14 protein-coding genes are annotated in these 19,558 nt (G+C 66.6%); 3 read left to right on the forward strand and 11 right to left on the reverse strand.

Going from position 1 to position 19,558, the window contains the following annotated elements; genetic code table 11:
• The gene (locus ACWGID_RS04205) at window positions 1–777 is read left to right on the forward strand and encodes a hypothetical protein (protein ID WP_452194269.1); all 777 of its coding nucleotides are present in this window, start codon (window positions 1–3) and stop codon (window positions 775–777) included.
• Here the strand turns inward: ACWGID_RS04205 and ACWGID_RS04210 are convergent.
• The 7 genes from ACWGID_RS04210 to ACWGID_RS04240 all read right to left on the reverse strand — a co-directional run bounded on the left by ACWGID_RS04210 (window position 742) and on the right by ACWGID_RS04240 (window position 12,526).
• Window positions 742–1,578, reverse strand: coding sequence for a class I SAM-dependent methyltransferase (locus tag ACWGID_RS04210; RefSeq protein WP_452194271.1), 837 nt, complete (start codon window positions 1,576–1,578; stop codon window positions 742–744). The two genes, ACWGID_RS04205 and ACWGID_RS04210, sit on opposite strands and share 36 nt — an antisense overlap.
• Window positions 1,575–2,408 (reverse strand): hypothetical protein, encoded by an 834-nt coding sequence (locus ACWGID_RS04215; protein WP_452194273.1) that lies wholly within the window; start codon window positions 2,406–2,408, stop codon window positions 1,575–1,577. The genes ACWGID_RS04210 and ACWGID_RS04215 overlap by 4 nt, the downstream gene beginning before the upstream one ends.
• 333 nt (window positions 2,409–2,741) lie before the next feature.
• Window positions 2,742–4,028 carry a cytochrome P450 gene (locus ACWGID_RS04220; RefSeq protein WP_452194275.1) on the reverse strand — a complete coding sequence of 429 codons (1,287 nt, stop codon included), beginning with the start codon at window positions 4,026–4,028 and terminating at the stop codon, window positions 2,742–2,744.
• 2,412 nt (window positions 4,029–6,440) lie between these two features.
• A complete protein-coding gene (locus ACWGID_RS04225) occupies window positions 6,441–8,204 on the reverse strand; it encodes an ABC transporter ATP-binding protein (RefSeq protein ID WP_452194277.1) in 1,764 nt (587 codons plus the stop codon).
• Complete coding sequence (locus tag ACWGID_RS04230) at window positions 8,201–10,009, reverse strand: ABC transporter ATP-binding protein (protein WP_452194279.1); 1,809 nt, start codon at window positions 10,007–10,009, stop codon at window positions 8,201–8,203. The genes ACWGID_RS04225 and ACWGID_RS04230 overlap by 4 nt, the downstream gene beginning before the upstream one ends.
• A 65-nt stretch (window positions 10,010–10,074) precedes the next feature.
• On the reverse strand, window positions 10,075–11,757 hold the full coding sequence (locus ACWGID_RS04235; RefSeq protein ID WP_452194280.1) for an ATP-binding cassette domain-containing protein: 1,683 nt from the start codon (window positions 11,755–11,757) through the stop codon (window positions 10,075–10,077).
• A gap of 151 nt (window positions 11,758–11,908) precedes the next feature.
• The gene (locus ACWGID_RS04240; protein ID WP_452194282.1) at window positions 11,909–12,526 is read right to left on the reverse strand and encodes a TetR/AcrR family transcriptional regulator; all 618 of its coding nucleotides are present in this window, start codon (window positions 12,524–12,526) and stop codon (window positions 11,909–11,911) included.
• Window positions 12,527–12,611: 85 nt separating this feature from the next.
• On the opposite strand from ACWGID_RS04240, the gene ACWGID_RS04245 reads away from it, so the two are divergent.
• Together ACWGID_RS04245 and ACWGID_RS04250 are read left to right on the forward strand one after the other, a co-directional pair.
• Complete coding sequence (locus ACWGID_RS04245; RefSeq protein WP_452194284.1) at window positions 12,612–13,247, forward strand: hypothetical protein; 636 nt, start codon at window positions 12,612–12,614, stop codon at window positions 13,245–13,247.
• Window positions 13,244–14,395 (forward strand): cytochrome P450, encoded by a 1,152-nt coding sequence (locus ACWGID_RS04250; RefSeq protein WP_452194285.1) that lies wholly within the window; start codon window positions 13,244–13,246, stop codon window positions 14,393–14,395. The genes ACWGID_RS04245 and ACWGID_RS04250 overlap by 4 nt, the downstream gene beginning before the upstream one ends.
• Here ACWGID_RS04250 and ACWGID_RS04255 read toward each other — a convergent pair whose 3' ends face one another.
• The 4 genes from ACWGID_RS04255 to ACWGID_RS04270 all read right to left on the reverse strand — a co-directional run bounded on the left by ACWGID_RS04255 (window position 14,396) and on the right by ACWGID_RS04270 (window position 19,558).
• A complete protein-coding gene (locus ACWGID_RS04255) occupies window positions 14,396–15,709 on the reverse strand; it encodes a M16 family metallopeptidase (RefSeq protein WP_452194287.1) in 1,314 nt (437 codons plus the stop codon).
• Window positions 15,706–17,919, reverse strand: coding sequence for a polyribonucleotide nucleotidyltransferase (locus ACWGID_RS04260; protein WP_452194289.1), 2,214 nt, complete (start codon window positions 17,917–17,919; stop codon window positions 15,706–15,708). Before ACWGID_RS04260 ends, ACWGID_RS04255 begins: the two co-directional genes overlap by 4 nt.
• A gap of 279 nt (window positions 17,920–18,198) precedes the next feature.
• Window positions 18,199–18,471: a 30S ribosomal protein S15 gene (rpsO, locus tag ACWGID_RS04265; RefSeq protein WP_171670133.1), complete on the reverse strand. Its 273-nt coding sequence runs from the start codon at window positions 18,469–18,471 to the stop codon at window positions 18,199–18,201.
• Between the two features lie 115 nt (window positions 18,472–18,586).
• Window positions 18,587–19,558: a bifunctional riboflavin kinase/FAD synthetase gene (locus ACWGID_RS04270; protein ID WP_452194290.1), complete on the reverse strand. Its 972-nt coding sequence runs from the start codon at window positions 19,556–19,558 to the stop codon at window positions 18,587–18,589.

Genomic DNA, 19,558 nt, shown 5'->3' on the forward strand with positions numbered 1-19,558 from the left:
ATGAGTAGCGAACCGAACGGCGAACTGGTGAACATACTCTGGGTCGGCGGGCCGGCGGCCGCGGGAAAGACCACCGTGAGCCGACTGCTGGCACGAAAGCACGGCCTCTTCTGGTATAGCCTTGATGCCTATGCCTTCGATCACGAGCAACGCGCGGCCGCGGCTGGTCTGCATGTTATGGGCACTGGTCCGGGGAACTTCGACCGGCGACCGATGATCATCGAGGACATTCGGTCCCTGGCGCTGAATACGGCGGTCCTTGTCGAAGGTGCGGGAGTCACTCCCGCAATGGCCGGAGTTGCCGGGAACGCGGTCTGGCTGATGCCGAGCAAGGCAGAGCAGAGCGCACGACTCGAACGCAGGCATCCGACTGGCGTGCACGAAGGCTACATCATGGGCTGGGACCTGGTGCGGAGCCAACTGGCGCCAACACGCGCCACTGTCCTTGTGGTCGACGGCCAGACCGTCGACCAGACGATCCGAGCCGTTGAGCAGCACTTCAGAACATTCCTGACAGACCTCCCCGCCGCACGCAGTATCGATGAGCGGCAAGCGCTGACTCGGCTCAGCAATCTCCGGATCGCCACCCAGGCGATTCAAAGGCCGCGATCGGGACGGGCCAAGACGACCGGGCATCTGGCCGTTCACGTGTTCGACTGCGAGTGCGCGCAGAACGGCTGCCAGGAGTTTGTCGAGGTTGCAGTCGGGGATATTCCGGCTGCGGTCACCCAAGCACCTCCGTCAATTACCGCACCTGAGCACTCCAGCGGTACCTGAAGCGCCCGCTCTCCGGGTCGCGATCACCGCGACGGTCAGGTACTGCACGGTCATGCTGCCGCCCAATTCATCGATGGCAGCCCCGACCTCGCCGATTACGTGTGCTCGCTCGACCGCCGGCAGTAATGTCAACGCGCCGTGACTTGGTAGCTGATCAAGCCACGCAGCCTTCGTGTAAGCGGCCTCCCAGCCGAAATGGTGCTGGTCGACCTCCGCGAAGCATCCGGTCTTCCGAGCACCGTTGGCCGCATCGGACAGGACTTCCTGGTACCGCTCGACAGCGGACCGTTGATCGCGCTCCGGAACGGTGACGTCCAACTGCAGCTCGGCAACTACCTGCTGGTAGGCGGTCAAGAAGGCGGTCCGCACAGTCCGCGGAAGCTCGGACAAGTGCCAGAACACCGCAAGCACTCCCCCTGGACGTAACAGCTGGGCGGCTTTCCAGGCACCGGCCAAGGGGTCGATCCAATGCCAGGCCATCCCGGAGCTGACGACGTCGAACTGCCTGCCGGCCGCGTCCCAGCTCTCGAATGCCGAGATGACCACCTCGATACCACTACGGCGCACCAGAGCCGCCATCCTCACGTCCGGCTCCAGCCCCAGCACCCGGCAGCCTGCGTCCCGGAACTGGCGAGCAACCGTCCCCGTCCCGCATCCAACGTCCAGAACGTCCCGCCCCGAACTCGCGGAGAGAACTCGCCGGATCATGTCTGCTGGATAGGCCGGCCGGGTCCGGTCGTACCGCTCCGCTTCGGCACCGAACGACATTGCCATCGGTCGTTGCCGCTCAACAGCGCTCATTTCCACGCCTCGGGGCGAGGAACCTCGTACTGCTCCAGCATTCGAGCACAGGTCCGGTCGAGCTCTGCTCGTGCCCAGTCCTTGTAGCTGCCGCCACCGAAATGAATGACTCCGGTCTCACATACCCGCCAGGTCCGACCGTGGGTCTTCATAACCTGCGTCAGCAGACCGAGGGTGTCCCACCAGCGGCCGCCGCGAATCTCGTAGGTCCGGGCGGCCGACAACCCCACTGCCGACACGATGGACCTGAATACATTGTCATTTCGAACGAGAACGCAGAACGAATGCACCCGCTCGCCGAACTCGACGCGATAGGAGCCAGGGGTAGACCAAGGACCATCGGCACTGCGGCTCCAAGCCTCCCGGATCCAGGTGTACGGCACCGTGCCGGTCGCCGGATCGATGCCGCCAGGCAGCTCCTCGAATAGTTCCCCCGCCTGGTCGAGCCAGGTGGCCTGAACCGCGAAGAGCCGGTCATCCGCCTCGAGATCGTCCACCAGGGCGTCGACGGTGTTGTCGCGCACGAAACACGTGTCGGTATCCAGGAATAGATATGCGTCATATTCGGGCTCGGCCAGGACGACATCGCGGAGCACCTCGCCATGGTTGTAGATCTGTCCGGAATTGTCGGCCGCGGTATATCCGGTCTGCCTGATCTCCACTCCCATCGCGGCCGTCCAGCCGAGCTGGCCGATATCAGCAGTGTCGTTGTCGTAGAGCAGCAGCGAGATTTTGTGCCGAGAACTCCGGTGGTGCGCATAGAACGATCTCAGCATAAGGTCCATCAGATTGGTCGTCCCAAGGTTGATGACCACGACCGCGACATGCATACAAGACCCTCCGGGCACTCGAGTCGATTCGGCCAGATACCACAGGCAGTACGCGCGCCGACTGTCAATGAAACAGCCGATGACCAGCGCAGGCTTCTCATCGGCGATTTGATTCTCTGTGCGGCACCGTCGTCTGAGCCCAGATTTCCCGATCAGATTTCGCCGTGTCGCACTACGCCTGGATTCTCTGCGAAATCGGCTAAATCTACGACATCAACGTCAGCTCGGCCGTTCAGTGGACGTACTCAGAACTGATGCCTCAATCAGACGGCGGCTCGCGACCCAACAAAGTCAACTGAGGGTCCTCTGACAGCCGATCGGGACTCGGGCTGGCTACTCATTGATCTTGAGGATTCTGCCGGTGAACGTCCTTGGTGTAAGCAAGGCACGAACCGTCGGCTCGGGATGCATCTGCGCCACCTCGAGATCGTACCCTCGCAGGAATGTCCAGAGCATAGTCATTATTTCGATAATTCCGAGATGAGAACCGATACAAACTCTCGGACCGCTGCCGAAGGGTATATAGGTTCCCTTGCGCCATCGATCGGGCTCCAGCCATCGACCAGGCTCGAACGAGTGCGGTCGATCCCACTCTTCTTCGTCACGATGAATGCTGTAGATTACAATGTTCGCCGTAGTTCCCCGAGGGATCGTCAGGCTGTCGACGGCGCATGGCTCAGTAATCAGCCGACTAATCATCCAGGCTGGCGGGTACATGCGCAATGCCTCGTTGACTATTGCGGCTATGACTGGCGCACGCTGCGCGAGGTCGTCGACCACTTGGACCGATTCGGCTTCGTCGCGGGCCAGGGCCTCGAGTTGCGCAGAGGACTTGATCGCCAGTAAGGACCATGCCGTGGCGGCTCCCGGAACGCCAAAAGATGCCAGCAGTGAGACCTGCACCGCAGATCGGAGCTGCTCGGGCGTCAGCCGTCCGTCACGACAAAGGACGCCGAGCAGGGAGGAATCTTCGCCACGTGAATCCGCTGCGGCGAGCGATCGCCTGTCGATGGTCGCCGCAAGTACCGATCTCAGTCGACCAGTGTTGCGAAGATGCGCGCGCATCTTTGGGGTCGGAAACCATCTCGGAACCAGTCGTGAGCTGTTCATAATGGGCAAGTTCGCCTCGACTGCAGACTCGATCAGCTCTGGAATGCCGCGAGCATCCTCTTGGCCGAGGATCAGCTCGCTCATAGCGTGACCGGACGCCAGTTTGAGGCAACTGACGACGTCCACCGGACGGCCATGCATCCGGTCCAGATATCCACTGAACGAGTCACGGATCATCGAAGCGTGGTCGTCGACCTGCTTCCGGCGCATCTGCTTATGGGCGGCGGAGCGAGCGGGGGCCCATTCTTCGGTAGCCGCCTTCGCTGTATCGATCGGCTTAGTCCGCAGGTACATTCCGTCGTCGATGTGATTCGCCCGGTTAGTCTCGGCTAGCAATTTCTTCGCGAGCTTACCATCCGTGACGATCAGATTGCCGTCACCGACGAAGAAGTTTTTGCCAGCCTGAATTCTTTGCCGTTCGATGTAGCCGAGGCGATCTCTGTCGTATTCGCGTACGGCATGCAGCATACTGATGGTTTGCTGGAGTTCGGAGCGGAGGGACAATTTCACACCCGTTTCTCGCCGTCTCGCACTCGAGTGAAACGGCAGGGTGAGCAACGCAGCACGCGCCCACCCTGCCGCTCATCCGCGATTGCGATTCACCAGTTAGTGACCCTGACTGATCCAGGTGTACCGTCCACCGATCCGAATCGATCGCCGAAAGAGTTGAACCATGCGCTTTGCCATCTCTTCACCATCCCCAGAATATTTGAAGTGCAGGCCCGATGCGATATATCAGACCTGATATGAAATAAATCTACGTGCCTGCGTAATGGTTCGTCAATCGCTGTCGGCGTGTCCGTGTCATGCCTGTCGCGTCGTGGCGAGCGACCGGCATCGTCGATGCCGGTGTGGATCAGATTGCGGATCACCTGTTGAGCAACGAAACCCAGGAGATCGCGCCCGGTTGGGACCCATTGCGAAACTAGCCATCTGCAACGTCGCATCGACCGCCTACTCGGCAACGCAGTTGCCTCTCGCAACGAATGCGACTACTTGCCGAACCGGTCCGAACTCGGCGGTAACGACGAGTTGCCCGAGTTCTGTCACGGCTTGCGTTCCAGCTCCGCCGGGGCCACGTTCCCACTCGATCAACTTCGCGACTCGTGCCAACAACTCACCCCTTAGGGACAGCAACTGCAGTAACTCCGGCCGTCGGACACGACGACAAACCTGGCTGACATACCGCCAACGTCAAGCCGGCAGGCTAACGCCTGCCACAATGACCCCACCTGAAGGATTAGGAATGACTTCCGATCCAGGTGTAGCGTCCGCCGATCCGAATCGATCGCCGAAAGAGTTGAACCATGCGCTTTGCCATCTCTTCACCATCCCCAGACTATTTGAAGTGCACGCCCGATGCGATATATCAGATCTGATATGAAATGAATCTACGTGCCTAAGTAAGAGGCCGTCAATCGCTGTCGGCGTGTCCCTGACGTGTCTGTCGCGTCGTGGCGAGCGGCCATCGTCGATGCCGGTGTGGATCAGGTCGCGGATCACCACGCAGCCTCTTCCACGCCATCGCGCACTACCGCGATCATTTCGCGCCCGACATCGCCCGCCCGACTCCGCTTCCGGAATCATCACCGATTCCACTCCGCCATCGGAGCCGGCCACCCAGGCACTTCGACTGACGAACCTCCCTGGACATCGCTTCTAGCCGAACCCCGCGCTGGCGAGACATCTGCGACGGCCTCCGCTCAGCCGTCTACGAACCACCGCCACCCACTGTTCCGATGGGACAACGGCAGTGGAAAGCGGACACGTCTGCGACGGTCGAACACCTGAACTCGACTACCCAACAAGTCCAGCAATCGTCACCGAAACGAATGTCGAATTCGTGATGCGGGTGTCGTTGAGTGCGGTGGAGTTCCCTAAAGATCTCGCGTCCTGCTTCGACGTCGATGGCGGGAGGTACATCTGTCGACAGGCGCGAAACGGGCGATCGCGACGGTCGAAACGAGGCCACCCAGACAGATTGGTTGGGTGATCTCGCTGGCGGTTGGGTTCGGAATCGGCAGGTCACGCGTGGCGTTCCACAGCGTCAGGTCGCACGGCAACTGGGTGTGGACAGCTCGACACTGACCGCGGCTTCGGGATCATCGCCGGCCTGGCTGACTCGATCGATCAACGAGGGTGAGGTGGCGTGATGGCGACGAACGAAGAACCCGTGGCGCTTCGAGCGCCGAGCCACTCAAGCGGGTGCCCCTACCTTGCGTCGGCTTTTGAAGGCGCGAGAATGACCCAAGCCGTCGGTCGGCTGGCCAACCACACGTGCGACGCGGGCTGGGAGTGGAGTCGTTTCGCGGCAGTGATCAATCTGCCCCGCTCTTGACGCACCTCGACGACGCGGTCTCTTGTGACCTGGTCATCGCTCGTGGCTTGAGCCGGCCCCGCTGCGCAACGCCGGCAGGGCGCTGCGCGACCTGGGCGGGGTGCCGGTAGTTGCCCGACGATGACACGCACAGTCGTCGGGCGAAACCCAGCAGTTGCCGCCGCAGATCCCGATGCCTCCGTCTGCTGGCGGAGCTGTGTAGCGAGCAGAAATTGATCGGCGAAGTGCGTCGGCCAACGGCTCGCTGACGTCTCTGACCTGTGACCGTCTCCTGCGCGCCGGTACTGATGGCGTCCAGGGTGGACTCGAACTGACCGGACCCTGGCACCACCAGACCGAATTGCGCAAGACCATCGTCCCCGGGCATCCCGCCCTATCCGCTCCGTCGATCAGCTCTCGCTCGCTATCTGCGCCCAACCAGCGGCTGATCGGAGCTGCCTGGGTGTTGCCGGTCCTGGTGATTGAGCCATGAACACGGGATGCGGGAGACGAGTGCACAGTGAGGACGACGAGTCTGATGAATGCGCACTTACACGAGTGCGCTGTGTGTTCACGCCCCTGGTTGTTGTGTGGACCGGATCCGGTCAGCGATAGCCCGCGGCTTGGAGGCTGTAGACCTCCGCATAGGTGCCGTCGCGGTTCATCAGTTCGTCATGCGTGCCGTGCTCGGTCACCCGGCCGTTCTCCAGCACGATGATCAGGTCCGCGGCGCGCACCGTCGAGAAGCGATGGGAGATCAGCAAGGTGATCCTCCCGTCGGCGCGGCCGGCCCGTGCCTCGTCGGCGAGCCGATCGAAGACGGCGGCCTCGGCCTGCGGGTCCAGCGAAGCACTCGGCTCGTCCATGATCATCAGCAGCGGCGCCGGTCTGACGAGCGCCCTCGCGATCGCCAGCTTCTGCCATTGACCGCCGGACAGCTCCACACCGTCGACCCACGAAGTACCCAGTTGAGTCTCGATGCCGCGCGGCAAGGACTCGACGAAGCTCGCGTCCGCCTTCTTCAGTGCGGCGGTCACCTGGTCCGGTGACTCGGACAGCCCGCCGACCGCGACGGCCTCGCCGACGGTCAGCTGGTAGCGGACGAAGTCCTGAAAGCCGGCGCTCACCTTCCGCCGGTACTCCTCGATGTCCATCGAGGCGAGATCGACGCCGTCGACGAGCACCTCACCTGTGACGGGGCGGTACATACCGGTGAGGAGTTTGACCAGGGTCGACTTGCCTGCCCCGTTCTCTCCGACGATGGCGACCGTCTGTCCGGCGGGCAGGAACAGGTCGGTACCGGGCAGCGCGAGACGATCGTCCGCGCCGTACCCGAAGGTCACCTGCTTCACCTCGATCCCGTGGACCAGACGGTCCGGAACCGGCTCGGTCCCCGGCTCCCGCCGAGCCTCGCGTTCGAGCCACAAGTAGTGTTCGGCCGATGTACGCACGCGCAGCACGGACCCGGCCAGATCGAGGATCCGGTTCGCCCCGCTCACGACGGCGCTGGCCAGGGCCAGTGCGAGGGCCACGTCGCCCGGAGTGACCCGTCCCGCGACTGCCTCCCGAAGAAGGAGCACCATCGCCCCGACGTACGCGAGCGGGAACAGCGCCCAACCGGCCGCCCCGATCGCGACGGATCTGAAGCGGGCCGCATGAACGATTCGGTTGGCCTTGCCAACGGCCTCGCGGTGCTCACGCAGCAGTTCGTCACCCAAGGAGGCGACGTGGATCTCCTGCGCCGACGACGCGGCGACCGACAGCATGAACAGCTGCTGGGCGAGCCGGCGCTGCGATGCCGCCTCCAGCTCGGACCGTTGGCGAAGCTTCTCCGCGCCGCGGCTCAACCACAGCGCGGGGAGGGCGACCAACGGCAGCACGACCAGCACGAGTTTCAGATTTGCCAGCAGGACGGTGCTGATCGCCAGCTGTGCGACAACCAGGGGGCCGATGAACGGCAGGGTCACGCTGTCACCGAGCTCGGGTGCCTCGCGCCGCAACGACTGCAGGCGATCCAGGAACTCGGGCCGCTCGAAATGGTGGATCTGCGGGGCACCCGCGGCGAGCCGCAGTACCCGTCGCTCGGCGACGAAGCTGGATCTCTCGCGCATCCGGATCGTTGCCCACCGATAACCGATCGGGGCCACCAGTACGAGGAAGAGCGCGACGGCGACTGCGATGCCACCGGCAACTATCTGCTGTGACTCCCCCGAGACCACGCCGTCGACCAGCGGCCGGACCCCGAGGGCGAGGAGCAGTGGGCTGACGAAGCTCGACATCGTGACCGCGGTGTAGAGCAGGAACAGCCCCGGACCGATCTCCCAGCCGAGCCCGATCAGCAGCCGGGCGGTGGCGACCCACGACTTCATGCCTGGCCTCCGTCGAAGCGAGCGGCCTGCAGCCGGAACAGGTGCGCATAGGTACCGTCGAGCTCGAGCAGCTCGTCATGCGATCCCTGCTCGACGACCCTGCCCTCGTCGAGCACCACGATCGAGGACGCCTGCCGCACCGTGGAGAAGCGATGCGAGATCAGGATCGTCGTCAGTCCCGCGGTCAGGTCCAGGAACCGCCGGTACAGCTCCGCCTCGGAGCGGGCGTCCAGGTGCGCTGCCGGCTCGTCCATCACCAGCACGGACGCCCCCTGCTGTACGGCGTACAGGGCTCTCGCCAGGCCGAGCCGTTGCCACTCGCCTCCGGACAGCTCCACACCGCCGTCGAACTCGGACGACAGCACCGTGTCCCAGCCGTTCGGCAACGCCTCGACGACGCTGGTCGCACCGGCCCGCTCGACGGCGGTCTGTGCGATCTCGAGGGACGGCGGCGCGTCGACGCTGCCGAACCGAACATTGCTGAACGCCGACATCGGCAGCCGCAGCGGTTGCTGGAAAACGACCGCCAGTCTGCGCCGCCAGTCGTCGATGTCGAGCTCCCGTAGTTCGACGCCGTCGATCATCACGGACCCCTGCGTCGGTTCGTACAAACCGCAGAGCAGCTTGACGAGGCTGGTCTTTCCCGCGCCGTTCACCCCGACGACCGCGACCGACTGCCCGGCCGGAATCACCAGCTCGAGCTCACGCAGTACCCGTCGATCTGTTCCTGGGTAGCCGAAGGACAGGTCGCGGAAGGCGATCTCTCGCTTCGGCATCCCGCCGGCCGGCCGAGATCCGCGGTCCGCCGGATCGGCTGCCGGTGCGACCGCGTCCATCGCGTCGTCGTACCGCTTCAGCGTCGCCAGGGCGAGCTCGGTCTGCAAGCCGGTCCACGACGACTGCTGGATACCGGCCAGGGCGACCATGAACGTCTGCACGTACGTCGCTGTTTGGCCGGCCGGGAGATGTCCCGCCATCGCCTCGCGGACCACCAGGACGATCCCGCCCAGCACGACAACGCCCAGAACTGCGGTCGCGACCGCGGGACGACGACCGGGTCGCGTCAGGACCCGCTGCATCGTCTCCGCCCAAGTCTCGCCGTGGCGGTCGACGACGTAGCCCGGCAGCCCGAACAGGCGAATTTCCTTGGCCGCGGTGGGCGTGGTCCCCAGATCGTTGAAGTACTGCATCCGGCGCGCCGACTCCGTTGCGCCGTAATGGTGCCCAGCCTCGGTGCGCGACGCCACCTTGTCCTCGTACGCCGCCCACAGGCCGGCAGCAAGCAGACCCGCGCCCAGCCACCAGTGGAACCCAGCCAGAATCACCCCCGATGCCAGAAGGATGACCCGCCCGGTGGCCAGGCCGCCGATCGTGCTCGCGAGCCGGCCCGGACGCGCCCAGTCCGCCCTCAGGGTGTCTCGTCCGACTTCCACCAGCACCGCCGTCGCGGGGTCCTCCAAGTGGCGGACGCCGCTCGGCGCGGACACAGCTCGCATCAGGTCGTGCTGCAACAGCGCGTCGACCCGCTCGCCGAGCGCGGTCGCGGACGCTCGTTGCAATGCACCGGCGAGCCACTGGAGCAGCAGGCACCCGCCAGCAACAACGGCCCAGCTCACCGCTCGCTGAAGGCCGGCCCCGTCTTCGGTGGCGGCGACAACGCCCGCGACGACCTGCCCGATCGCGACCACGCTCCCGATCGGTGCGGCCGCGGACAGCGCGATGGTCGTGACGGTCAGGATCGAGAGCCCGTTGCCCGCTCGCCAGGCGACAGAGGCGAATCGCCGAAGTCCGGCACCGACTGCCATGACCACCGCCTTCGATCTCGTCTGCCGGCACCACGCGGGCCAGCCAACTTACCACCGCGGAGTGGTCACTCCTGCTGTGCCGCGAACAGCCGGGCGAACCGGCCACCGGGCTCGGCCATCAGGTCGGCGTACGTGCCTTGCTGCACCACCGAACCGCAGTCGATGACGTAGATCCGATCCATCTCCCGCAGCGTCCACGCCCGGTGCGACACCACGATCGTCACCCGACCAGCGCTGGTACGGCGTAACTCGGCGAAGATCTCCCGCTCCGCCTCGGCGTCGATCGCGGAGGTCGGCTCGTCGAGGATCCAGACCCCGGCGTCGCGCAGCCGGATCCGCGCGAGGGCCAGCCGTTGCCACTGTCCACCGGAGATCCCAGTGCCACCCCATTGCTGACCGAGCTGCGTGTCGAGCGGCAGCTCCGCGGCGAAGGTGCCGGCCAGCGCGCCGCGGATGTCCTGATCCGTGACAGCACGCGGTGCGCCGAGACCGACGGCGTGCCGGAGGCTGAACTCGAAACGCCCGAACTCCTGCACCAGCAGGCCGAAGTTGCTGAGTCGTTCGGACTCGGTCATCGTCGCCGCGTCCTTGCCGTCGATCAGTACCCGGCCGCGATCCGGGCTCAACGTGCCGACCAGCAGGTTGATCGCGGTCGACTTGCCGGCGCCGTTGACGCCGACCACCGCCACCAGTTCGCCGCGGCGCGCTTCGAGACAGACATCCCGGAGAGCGGGTTTGCCGTCGTAGCTGAAGCTGACGTGGTCCAAGGCAACCGATTCGACCATCGGCGCCACGGCCTGCGTCGTCCCGGCCCGCACGCTCCCGACGAATCGCCGGTAGATCCTCGCCTGTGGAGCCGCGGTGACGATGCCCCCGAACGCGTACCCGCACTGGCGGATCGCGTTGAGGCCGGTGATCGTGCCTGCCACCGCCGCGGCAGCCGCTCCCCCGCTGGCGCCGCCGGTCACCAGCGCGACCAGTGCCCCGCCGAAGAGCAGGACGGTCACCAGCGCCGCGGCCAGCTCGTAGTTCATCGCCGTCCTGATCATCCGATCGAGGACGTGAGTCGCCTGCGACCGGCTCTCCGCGATCAGGTCAGCGACCTTCCACGCGGAGCCGAGCACCGCCAACTCAGTGCCGGGACGCTGCTGGATCAACTGCTCGGTCGCGTACGCCGCCGCGCGCTCGTGCGCACCGACCCGCGGCCAGCCCTTGGCCTCCATCCGGGAGATCAGCGTGAACGCCAGCACGGTCGGCACCAGCGCGGCGAGCACGAGAATCCCGGAGAGCAGGTTGATCGACGCGATCGTCAGGCACAGCACGACCGACGTCGCCGCCGCGCTCAGCACCTGCACCGGTTTGCCGGCGACGTCGCTCATCGGATGCGTCGCCGCCTGGCCGGCCTCGAGGTCCCTGACCACGTCAGGTTCCGCCAGCCGGCTCGGGCTCAGCCGCGCCGCCGCCTGCGCGAGCTCGACGCGAAGGTACAGCCGCAGACGCAGCATCATCCGCTGGCCGACGATGTTCGACACCTGGGTGAGGGGATACATCGCCCCGACCACCACGGTCAGCCCGAGCAGCGGTGGCCAGACGTCACCTACGTCCACCAGATCGCGGATCAGTACAACCTGTGCGCCGGGCAGGACGGCCAGGAACAGCTGGAGGACGGAGTACGTCGTCAGCCAACCGGGGGCGACCCGGAGCGCATCGGCCAACGATTCACGGGCAGTACGGAACGCATCCAGCACGGTGATCCTCTTTCACGCAAGAGCAGCCGGATCCACGCCGGTAGTCCGGCGCGGATTGAGGCCGCAAAATGCGTGTCATCCCAGCAAGCGGGCCCAGCCCGTGCGTCCAGGGATCCAGTGGCAGATCACGTTGTGATGTTGTGCCGTCACTCTACCGATCAGGCAGGAGCTGCGTCACGAGGGCGGCCGCGGTCCATTTCTCCCAGCGGGCCGGTTCCCAGCCTCGCCGTACGGTGAAGAACTGATACACCTCGGGGCTGAGCAGAGCGAGGGCCACATCTGTCGCCTCCGCCGCGTCCAGCTCGGCGCGCAACGGCGTCTTGGCCGCGAGCGCGGCGATCAGCTGCTCCATCACGACGGCTCGCTGGGCATTGTTGGTCTCCCAGAGCTCGTGGATCTCGGCATCCGCAGTCGCGGCGTGCGCGACGACCTGGAGCACCGGAGCGACCCGCTCGTAGATCTCCCGGGCCAATCGCGCCTGCGCGCGCAACTGCGCCTCGGGGTCGGGATCGGCGATCGCCGCCCGCACCCGCGGCCGGTCCAGGGTCGGCACCGGCTCGTCGTCGCCGGCGACCGCCACGTCGAGGAGTTCGCCGAGCAGGGCGCGTTTGGTGCCGAAGGTGAAGTACAGCGTCTGCACGGCCATCCCGGCCTCGTCGGCGATCGCCTGCATCGACGTCGCGGAGTACCCCCGGGTGGTGAACAGCGCCTGTGCCGCCGCCCGCATCCGCTGCCGATTCGCCTGGGTCTTGTCCGCTCGACGCGCCATGGACGCCAGCATAGCCGTTGACTAGAGCGCATCACTAGTGATTCGCTAGTGCTTCACTCTAGTGACATTCTCCCGGAGGTCGCTGATGACCGAAACTCTGCCCGCGCCGACCAACCTGCGCCGGACCCTACGCACCACCGCCCGCCTGACCGCGTTCACCGGCGGCCCGTTGTTCTGGCTCGGGACACTGCTGCATCCGGCCCGCGACGGCTGGAGCATCGCGGCGGCCGGCGAGCGGTACGGGCTCACCCACGACATCCAGGCCCTCGGGCTCGGCCTGCAGGTCGTCTGCCTCGCCAGCATGATTGCGCTCGGCAACCAGCTGACGCGACGCGGCGACCTGCGCTCCTGGTACGCCGCTCTGGCCGGAACGCTGTTCTGGTTCGCGCTGATCATCTTCGACGGATCACACAACCCGGTTCGAGCCGAGTACGCGCCGAGCCTGGTGCACGAGCCGGCCGACCTCGACACACCGGCCGCGCTGATCGTGTTCCCGGCGCTGCTGATCTTTCCCCTCGGCTATGTCTGGCTCGCCCGGACGCTGAGCCGCCACGGGCTGCGAGTGGCCGGCGTACTGCTCGGCGTCGGCGCCGTCGCCTACACCCTGGGCGGTCTGTTCATCTTCACGTCCGGCCCGCGCTTCGGCCTGATCCAGCTCTTCGAGGTCGCCGGCGCGACGCTGTACGCGGTCGGCTACTTCCTGATCGGCCGCCGGGCATGACGGCACTCGAGATCCTCCAGGAGCTGATGTCCCCGGTCGGCCGCGCCGACCCGTTCCCGCTGTACGCCGCAGCGCACCGGCTCGGCCCCGTGCTGCCGATCGCCGACGACGCCTATCTGGTCGTGGGGTACGACGCCGTCGACGACGTACTGCGCAGCCCGACCTTCGAGATCCCGTCAGAGCCTTCGACCCGGCCCGCACTGGACCTGATGCAGCGATCGATCCTCCGGACCAATCCTCCCGACCACCGAAGAATGCGGTCATTGATCTCGCAGGTGTTCACCCCTCGTCGCGTGGCCGCGCTGCGACCGGCCGTCGAGGCCGCGGTCGACGACCTGCTCGACGGTCTCCCAGTCGAGGCCGATTTCATGGACCGGTTCGCGTTCCAACTCCCGGTCACGGTCATCTGCGAGCTGCTGGGCGTCCCGGCGTACGACCGCCGTCGCTTCCGGCCGCTCGCCTCCGACCTCACCGCGGCGCTCGAGCTCACCGACACCGCGGATGCCTCCGCCGACGCGGCCGCGCGCGAGTTGGGTGAGTACTTCGCCGACCGCATCCGCGATCCCGCTGCCGACGGTTTGGTGGGTGCTCTGGTCGCCGCTCGGGACGCGGGCGACGAGCGGCTGTCCGACGAGGAGTTGCTCGCCAACCTGATCCTGCTCCTGGTCGCCGGCTTCGAGACCACCACCGACCTACTCGGCAACGGGCTCGCGATCCTGCTCGACCAACCGGATCGACTGACCGATCCCGCAGCGTTCGTCGAGGAGGTACTGCGCTACGACTCGCCCGTACAGGTTACGACCCGCGTCGCGCGTTCCGGTCGGACGGTCGCGGACACAACGATCCCAGCGGGCAGCAATCTCGTCCTACTGCTCGGCGCCGCCAACCGCGACCCGGCGCGGTTTCCGCACCCCGACCGCTTCGACGCGGGGCGAGCGGACAACAAGCCGTTGAGCTTCGGCGCCGGGGCCCACATCTGCCTCGGCAACAGCCTCGCCCGACTCGAGGCCACGATCGCGTTCCCCCGGTTGCTCGAACGCTTCCCAACTATCACCCCAGCAGGCGAACCCACCCGCCGCGACCGGCTCGTCCTACGCGGCTACCAGACCCTGCCGATCAGCCTTGCCGACCGACAGAGTGCAGCGTGATCAGCCGTTGAAGGCGGTCGTGTCTTCTTCGAAGGGGCCCACGACGGTGAGGGCGGGGGTGCCGGCGTAGAGCTCGGTGGCGAGGTGGGTGACGTCGTCGAGGGTGACCGAGTCGATGCGGTGCAGGATCTCGTCGACGGTCGGGAGCTCGCCGTAGACGAGTTCGGCCTTGGCGATCCGGGTCATCTTGGCGCCGGTGTCCTCCAGGCCCATCACGACCGAGCCGCGCATCTGGCCCTTGCCGCGGAGCAGTTCCTCCGGCGTGATGTTGCCGTTGGCAATCGCTGCGAGTTCGCCGCGGATCACGTCCAGCACCTCGGGCGCCTTCTTCGGCAGACAGCCGGCGTACACGCCGACCATCCCGGAGTCGGCGTACGCCGAGCCGAAGGTGAACACCGAGTACGCCAGACCGCGCTTCTCCCGCACCTCCTGGAAGAGCCGCGACGACATTCCGCCCCCGACGATCCCGTGCAGTACGCCGGCCACGTAGCGCCGGTCGTCGTTCCGGATCAGTCCGGGCATCCCGAGCACCAGGTGCGCCTGCTCGACGTCCCGGTGGTGAACCTGCACCCCGCCGTACGTCGGAACGCGCTTGGCCGCACCGCTGCGGACCAGCGCGGGCTCGGCGTCGGTCGTGACCCAGTGCCGCTCGAACGCCTTGCGGACCAGGCGGACCATGTCGGCGTGGTCGACGTTGCCGGCCACCGAGACGACGATGTTCGAGGGCTTGTAGCGGCGCCGGTACCAGCCGACGACCTGCTGGCGGGACAGTCCGGCGACCGATTCCGGCGTACCGGTGATCGAGCGGCCGAGCGGTGACCGGCCCCAGAGTTGCTCGGCGAACAGGTCGTGGATGTGGTCCGACGTCTCGTCGGCGTGCATCGCGATCTCTTCGTCGATGACGTCGCGCTCACTCTCCACGTCGGTGTTCGTCAACGTGGCGGAGGTGATCATGTCGCAGATGACGTCGACCGCGAGCGGGAGGTCGGAGTCCAGCACCCGCGCGTAGTAGCAGGTGTACTCCTTGCCGGTGAACGCGTTCATCTCGCCGCCGACCGCGTCGATCGCGGCGGAGATCTCCAGCGCGTCGCGGCGCTCGGTGCCCTTGAACAGCAGGTGTTCGAGGAAGTGCGTGGCGCCGGCCAACTGCTCCGGTTCGTCCCGGGAGCCGACGCCGACCCAGACGCCGAACGTGACCGATCGGAAGCCCGGGACCGATTGGGAGAGCACACGAAGCCCGGAGGGCAGGACGGTCCGTTTCACCGGACCGCCCGCCTCCGAGCTCAGCAGTGTGCTGGTGATCGCTCGAGTCACTCTGCCGGCTCGGCGTCCTTCTTCTTGTCGTCCTCGCCCTCGATGACCGGGATCAGCGAGAGCTTGCCGCGGTCATCGATCTCGGCGATCTCGACCTGCAGCTTCTGGCCGACCGACAGCACGTCCTCGACGGCCTCGACGCGCTTGCCACCGGCGAGCGGGCGCAGCTTCGAGATGTGCAGCAGGCCATCCTTGCCCGGCAGCAGGCTGATGAACGCACCGAAGTTGGTCGTCTTCACGACCGTACCCAGGTAGCGCTCGCCCTTCTCCGGCATGGTCGGGTTCGCGATCGCGTTGATCGCGGCCCGGGCGGCCTCGGCCGACGGACCGTCGGTCGCGCCGATGTACACCGTGCCGTCGTCCTCGATCGAGATGTCGGCGCCGGTGTCCTCGGTGATCTGGTTGATCATCTTGCCCTTCGGGCCGATGACCTCGCCGATCTTGTCGACCGGGACCTTCACCGAGATGACCCGCGGCGCGAACTCGCTCATCTCACCCGGCGCGTCGATGGCCTTGGCCATCACGTCCAGGATCGTCAGGCGGGCGTCCTTGGCCTGCGTCAGCGCACCGGCCAGCACGCTGGCCGGGATGCCGTCCAGCTTGGTGTCCAGCTGCAGAGCGGTGACGAAGTCCTTGGTACCGGCGACCTTGAAGTCCATGTCGCCGAACGCGTCCTCCGCGCCCAGGATGTCGGTCAGCGCGACGTACTGCGTCTCGCCGTCGACCTCACCGGAGATCAGACCCATCGCGATGCCGGCGACCGGGGCCTTCAGCGGCACACCGGCGCTGAGCAGCGACAGTGTCGAGGCGCAGACCGAACCCATCGAGGTGGAACCGTTCGAGCCGAGCGCCTCGGACACCTGACGCAGCGCGTACGGGAAGTCCTCGCGCGACGGCAGCACCGGCACCAGGGCCCGCTCGGCCAGCGCGCCGTGACCGATCTCGCGGCGCTTCGGCGAACCCACCCGGCCGGTCTCACCGGTCGAGTACGGCGGGAAGTTGTAGTTGTGCATGTAGCGCTTGCGCGTCTCCGGGGAGAGCGTGTCCAGCTGCTGCTCCATCCGCAGCATGTTCAGCGTGGTGACACCCATGATCTGGGTCTCGCCGCGCTCGAACAGCGCCGAACCGTGCACCCGCGGGAGCACCCGCACCTGGGCCTTGAGCGGCCGGATGTCGGCCAGGCCGCGGCCGTCCATGCGGACCTTCTCGGTCAGCACGCGCTGCCGGACGAGCTTCTTGGTCAGCGAGCGGAAGGCTGCGGACAGCTCCTTCTCACGGCCCTCGAAGTCGGCGGCCAGCTTCTCCACCGTGGCGGCCTTGACCGCATCGGTGGCGTCCTCGCGCTCGTGCTTGCCGGCGATGGTCAGCGCCTGTGCGAGCTCCTCGCTCGCGGAGGCCTCGACCGCGGCGAACGCGTCGTCGGCGTAGTCCGGGAAGACCGGGAACTCACCGGTCGGCTTCGCGGCCCGGCGAGCCAGGTCGGCCTGCGCCTCGACCAGCGTCTTGATGAACGCCTTGGAGGCCTCGAGGCCCTCGGCCACGATCTCCTCGGTCGGCGCCTGCGCGCCACCGGCGACCTTGTCGAAGGTGGTCGGCGTGGACTCCGCCTCGACCATCATGATCGCGACGTCACCGGTCTCGGTGACCCGGCCCGCGACCACCATGTCGAAGACCGCGTCCTCGAGCTCGGTGTGGGTCGGGAACGCCACCCACTGGCCCTCGATCAGCGCGACGCGGACGCCGCCGATCGGGCCGGAGAACGGCAGGCCGGCGAGCTGGGTCGACATCGAGGCCGCGTTGATCGCGAGCACGTCGTACAGCTTGTCCGGGTTCAGCGCCAGGACGGTGATGACGACCTGGATCTCGTTGCGCAGGCCGGACACGAACGACGGCCGCAGCGGGCGGTCGATCAGCCGGCAGGTCAGGATGGCCTCTTCCGAGGGCCGGCCCTCGCGGCGGAAGAACGAGCCCGGGATGCGCCCGGCGGCGTACATCCGCTCCTCGACGTCGACCGTCAGCGGGAAGAAGTCGAACTGGTCCTTGGGCTTCTTGCTGGCCGTGGTGGCCGAGAGCACCATCGTGTCGCCGTCGAGGTACGCCGCGGCGGAGCCGGCGGCCTGCTGGGCCAGACGGCCCGTCTCGAAGCGGATGGTGCGAGTACCGAAGCTGCCGTTGTCGATGACGGCTTCAGCGAATTCGGCGCCCTCCATGGGCGCGCTTGTGGATCCCGACACGGGATACCCCTCTCTAGCAGTGTGACGACTGCGAGGCGCGAGCTTCCGGGGTGCCGGTCTTCGATCGAGGCCCGCGGGTGTCTGCAGTGCTACCTGTCACCCGAAAGCCACTACCGAGGACCGGTCGTCCTCCCGCCACGCGCTTCGCGTCGCCTCGTACGTCTCTCTACGTATTCAGTTGTGGATTCCCACGCTACTGGTGCGTGGATACGCCAGGAGCGGCCACCCAGGTTTCGGGGGCCGCTCCTCGCGACGTCATCGGCGGAGGCCGAGCCGCTCGATCAGGGACCGGTAGCGGTTGATGTCCTTCTTCGCCAGGTAGTTCAGCAGCCGGCGGCGCTGACCGACGAGGAGCAGCAGGCCACGACGGCTGTGGTGGTCGTGCTTGTGCTCCTTGAGGTGCTCGGTCAGGTGGCTGATCCGGTGGGTCAGCAGCGCGACCTGGACCTCGGGGGACCCGGTGTCGCCCTCGGTCAGGGCGTACTCGCCCATGATCTTCTTCTTCGTAGCAGCGTCAACAGCTGACACAGGTGTCCTCTCGATTTCCGTTGCGCGGCGCACCGGGGCTTCTTCACCCGAGCACTCTCTGTCCGCGGCCGTTCAGACGGCAGCAGCCAGCGTATCAGTCCGTGGACGCGTCACCCTAATCAGCTGCACGAGGGGTGAGGATGCGGCGCGCGCCGTCGACGTCGGCCTTCATCTGCACCAGCAACTCGTCGATGCTGTCGAACCGGATCTGGGTGCCCCGCAGCCGCGCGACGAAGTCGACCGCCACCGTGGCGCCGTACAACTCGAGGTCGTCGCGGTCGAGCACGTACGACTCCACCCGGCGGTCCACGCCGTCGAAGGTCGGGTTGCTGCCGACACTGATCGCGGCCGGCAACGGATCCGGGTACGCCGGAGCGCCCGGCGCCGGGGTGAGTACGGTCAGCCACCCGGCGTACACGCCGTCCTGCGGGACCGCGGCGCCCGGGTCGGCCGGCAGGTTGGCGGTCGGGTACCCGAGCTCGCGGCCGCGCTTGTCCCCCTCGACGACCACGCCGGTCACCCGCAGCGGCCGGCCGAGCGCCACCGCGGCGGCCTCGACGTCACCATCGGCGAGCCGCTGCCGCACGTACGTCGACGACCAGGGCTGCTCGTCACCGGCCAGGCTCAGCCCCTCGACCTGGAAGCCGTACTGCGTGCCCGCCTGGACGAGCGTGTCGACGTGCCCGGCCGCCTTGTGACCGAAGCGGAAGTTCTCGCCGACGACGATCGCCTTCGCATGCAACGCATTCACCAGGACGCGCTCGATGAACTCCTCCGGCGACCAGCCCGACACCTCCTTGGTGAACGGGAGGATCAGTACGGCGTCCGCGCCGTGCGCGCCGAGCAACTCGGCACGGTGCTCGGGATCGCTGAGCATCAGCGGCGCGTGATCCGGCCGCAGGACCCGCATCGGGTGCGGGTCGAAGGTCAGTGCGACGACCGGGAGGCCGCCCAGCTCGGCCGCCCGCGCGCGGGCGTGCGCGAGCACCTGCTGGTGACCGCGGTGGACGCCGTCGAAATTGCCGATGGTGACGACCGTCGGCCCGAAATCGGGGCTCACCTGGTCCACTCCGTGCCAGACACGCAT

The sequence above is a fragment of the Kribbella sp. NPDC054772 genome, assembly GCF_053611945.1.

Bases quoted from the DNA above. Each gene is read 5' to 3' on its own strand.
- ACWGID_RS04250 (WP_452194285.1), top strand. From the start codon at position 13,244: ATGACGGCACTCGAGATCCTCCAGGAGCTGATGTCCCCGGTCGGCCGC.
- ACWGID_RS04225 (WP_452194277.1), bottom strand. From the start codon at position 8,204: ATGAAGTCGTGGGTCGCCACCGCCCGGCTGCTGATCGGGCTCGGCTGG.
- ACWGID_RS04260 (WP_452194289.1), bottom strand. From the start codon at position 17,919: ATGGAGGGCGCCGAATTCGCTGAAGCCGTCATCGACAACGGCAGCTTC.
- ACWGID_RS04240 (WP_452194282.1), bottom strand. From the start codon at position 12,526: ATGGCGCGTCGAGCGGACAAGACCCAGGCGAATCGGCAGCGGATGCGG.
- ACWGID_RS04205 (WP_452194269.1), top strand. From the start codon at position 1: ATGAGTAGCGAACCGAACGGCGAACTGGTGAACATACTCTGGGTCGGC.
- ACWGID_RS04230 (WP_452194279.1), bottom strand. From the start codon at position 10,009: ATGGCAGTCGGTGCCGGACTTCGGCGATTCGCCTCTGTCGCCTGGCGA.
- ACWGID_RS04210 (WP_452194271.1), bottom strand. From the start codon at position 1,578: ATGAGCGCTGTTGAGCGGCAACGACCGATGGCAATGTCGTTCGGTGCC.
- ACWGID_RS04245 (WP_452194284.1), top strand. From the start codon at position 12,612: ATGACCGAAACTCTGCCCGCGCCGACCAACCTGCGCCGGACCCTACGC.
- ACWGID_RS04215 (WP_452194273.1), bottom strand. From the start codon at position 2,408: ATGCATGTCGCGGTCGTGGTCATCAACCTTGGGACGACCAATCTGATG.
- ACWGID_RS04270 (WP_452194290.1), bottom strand. From the start codon at position 19,558: ATGCGTGTCTGGCACGGAGTGGACCAGGTGAGCCCCGATTTCGGGCCG.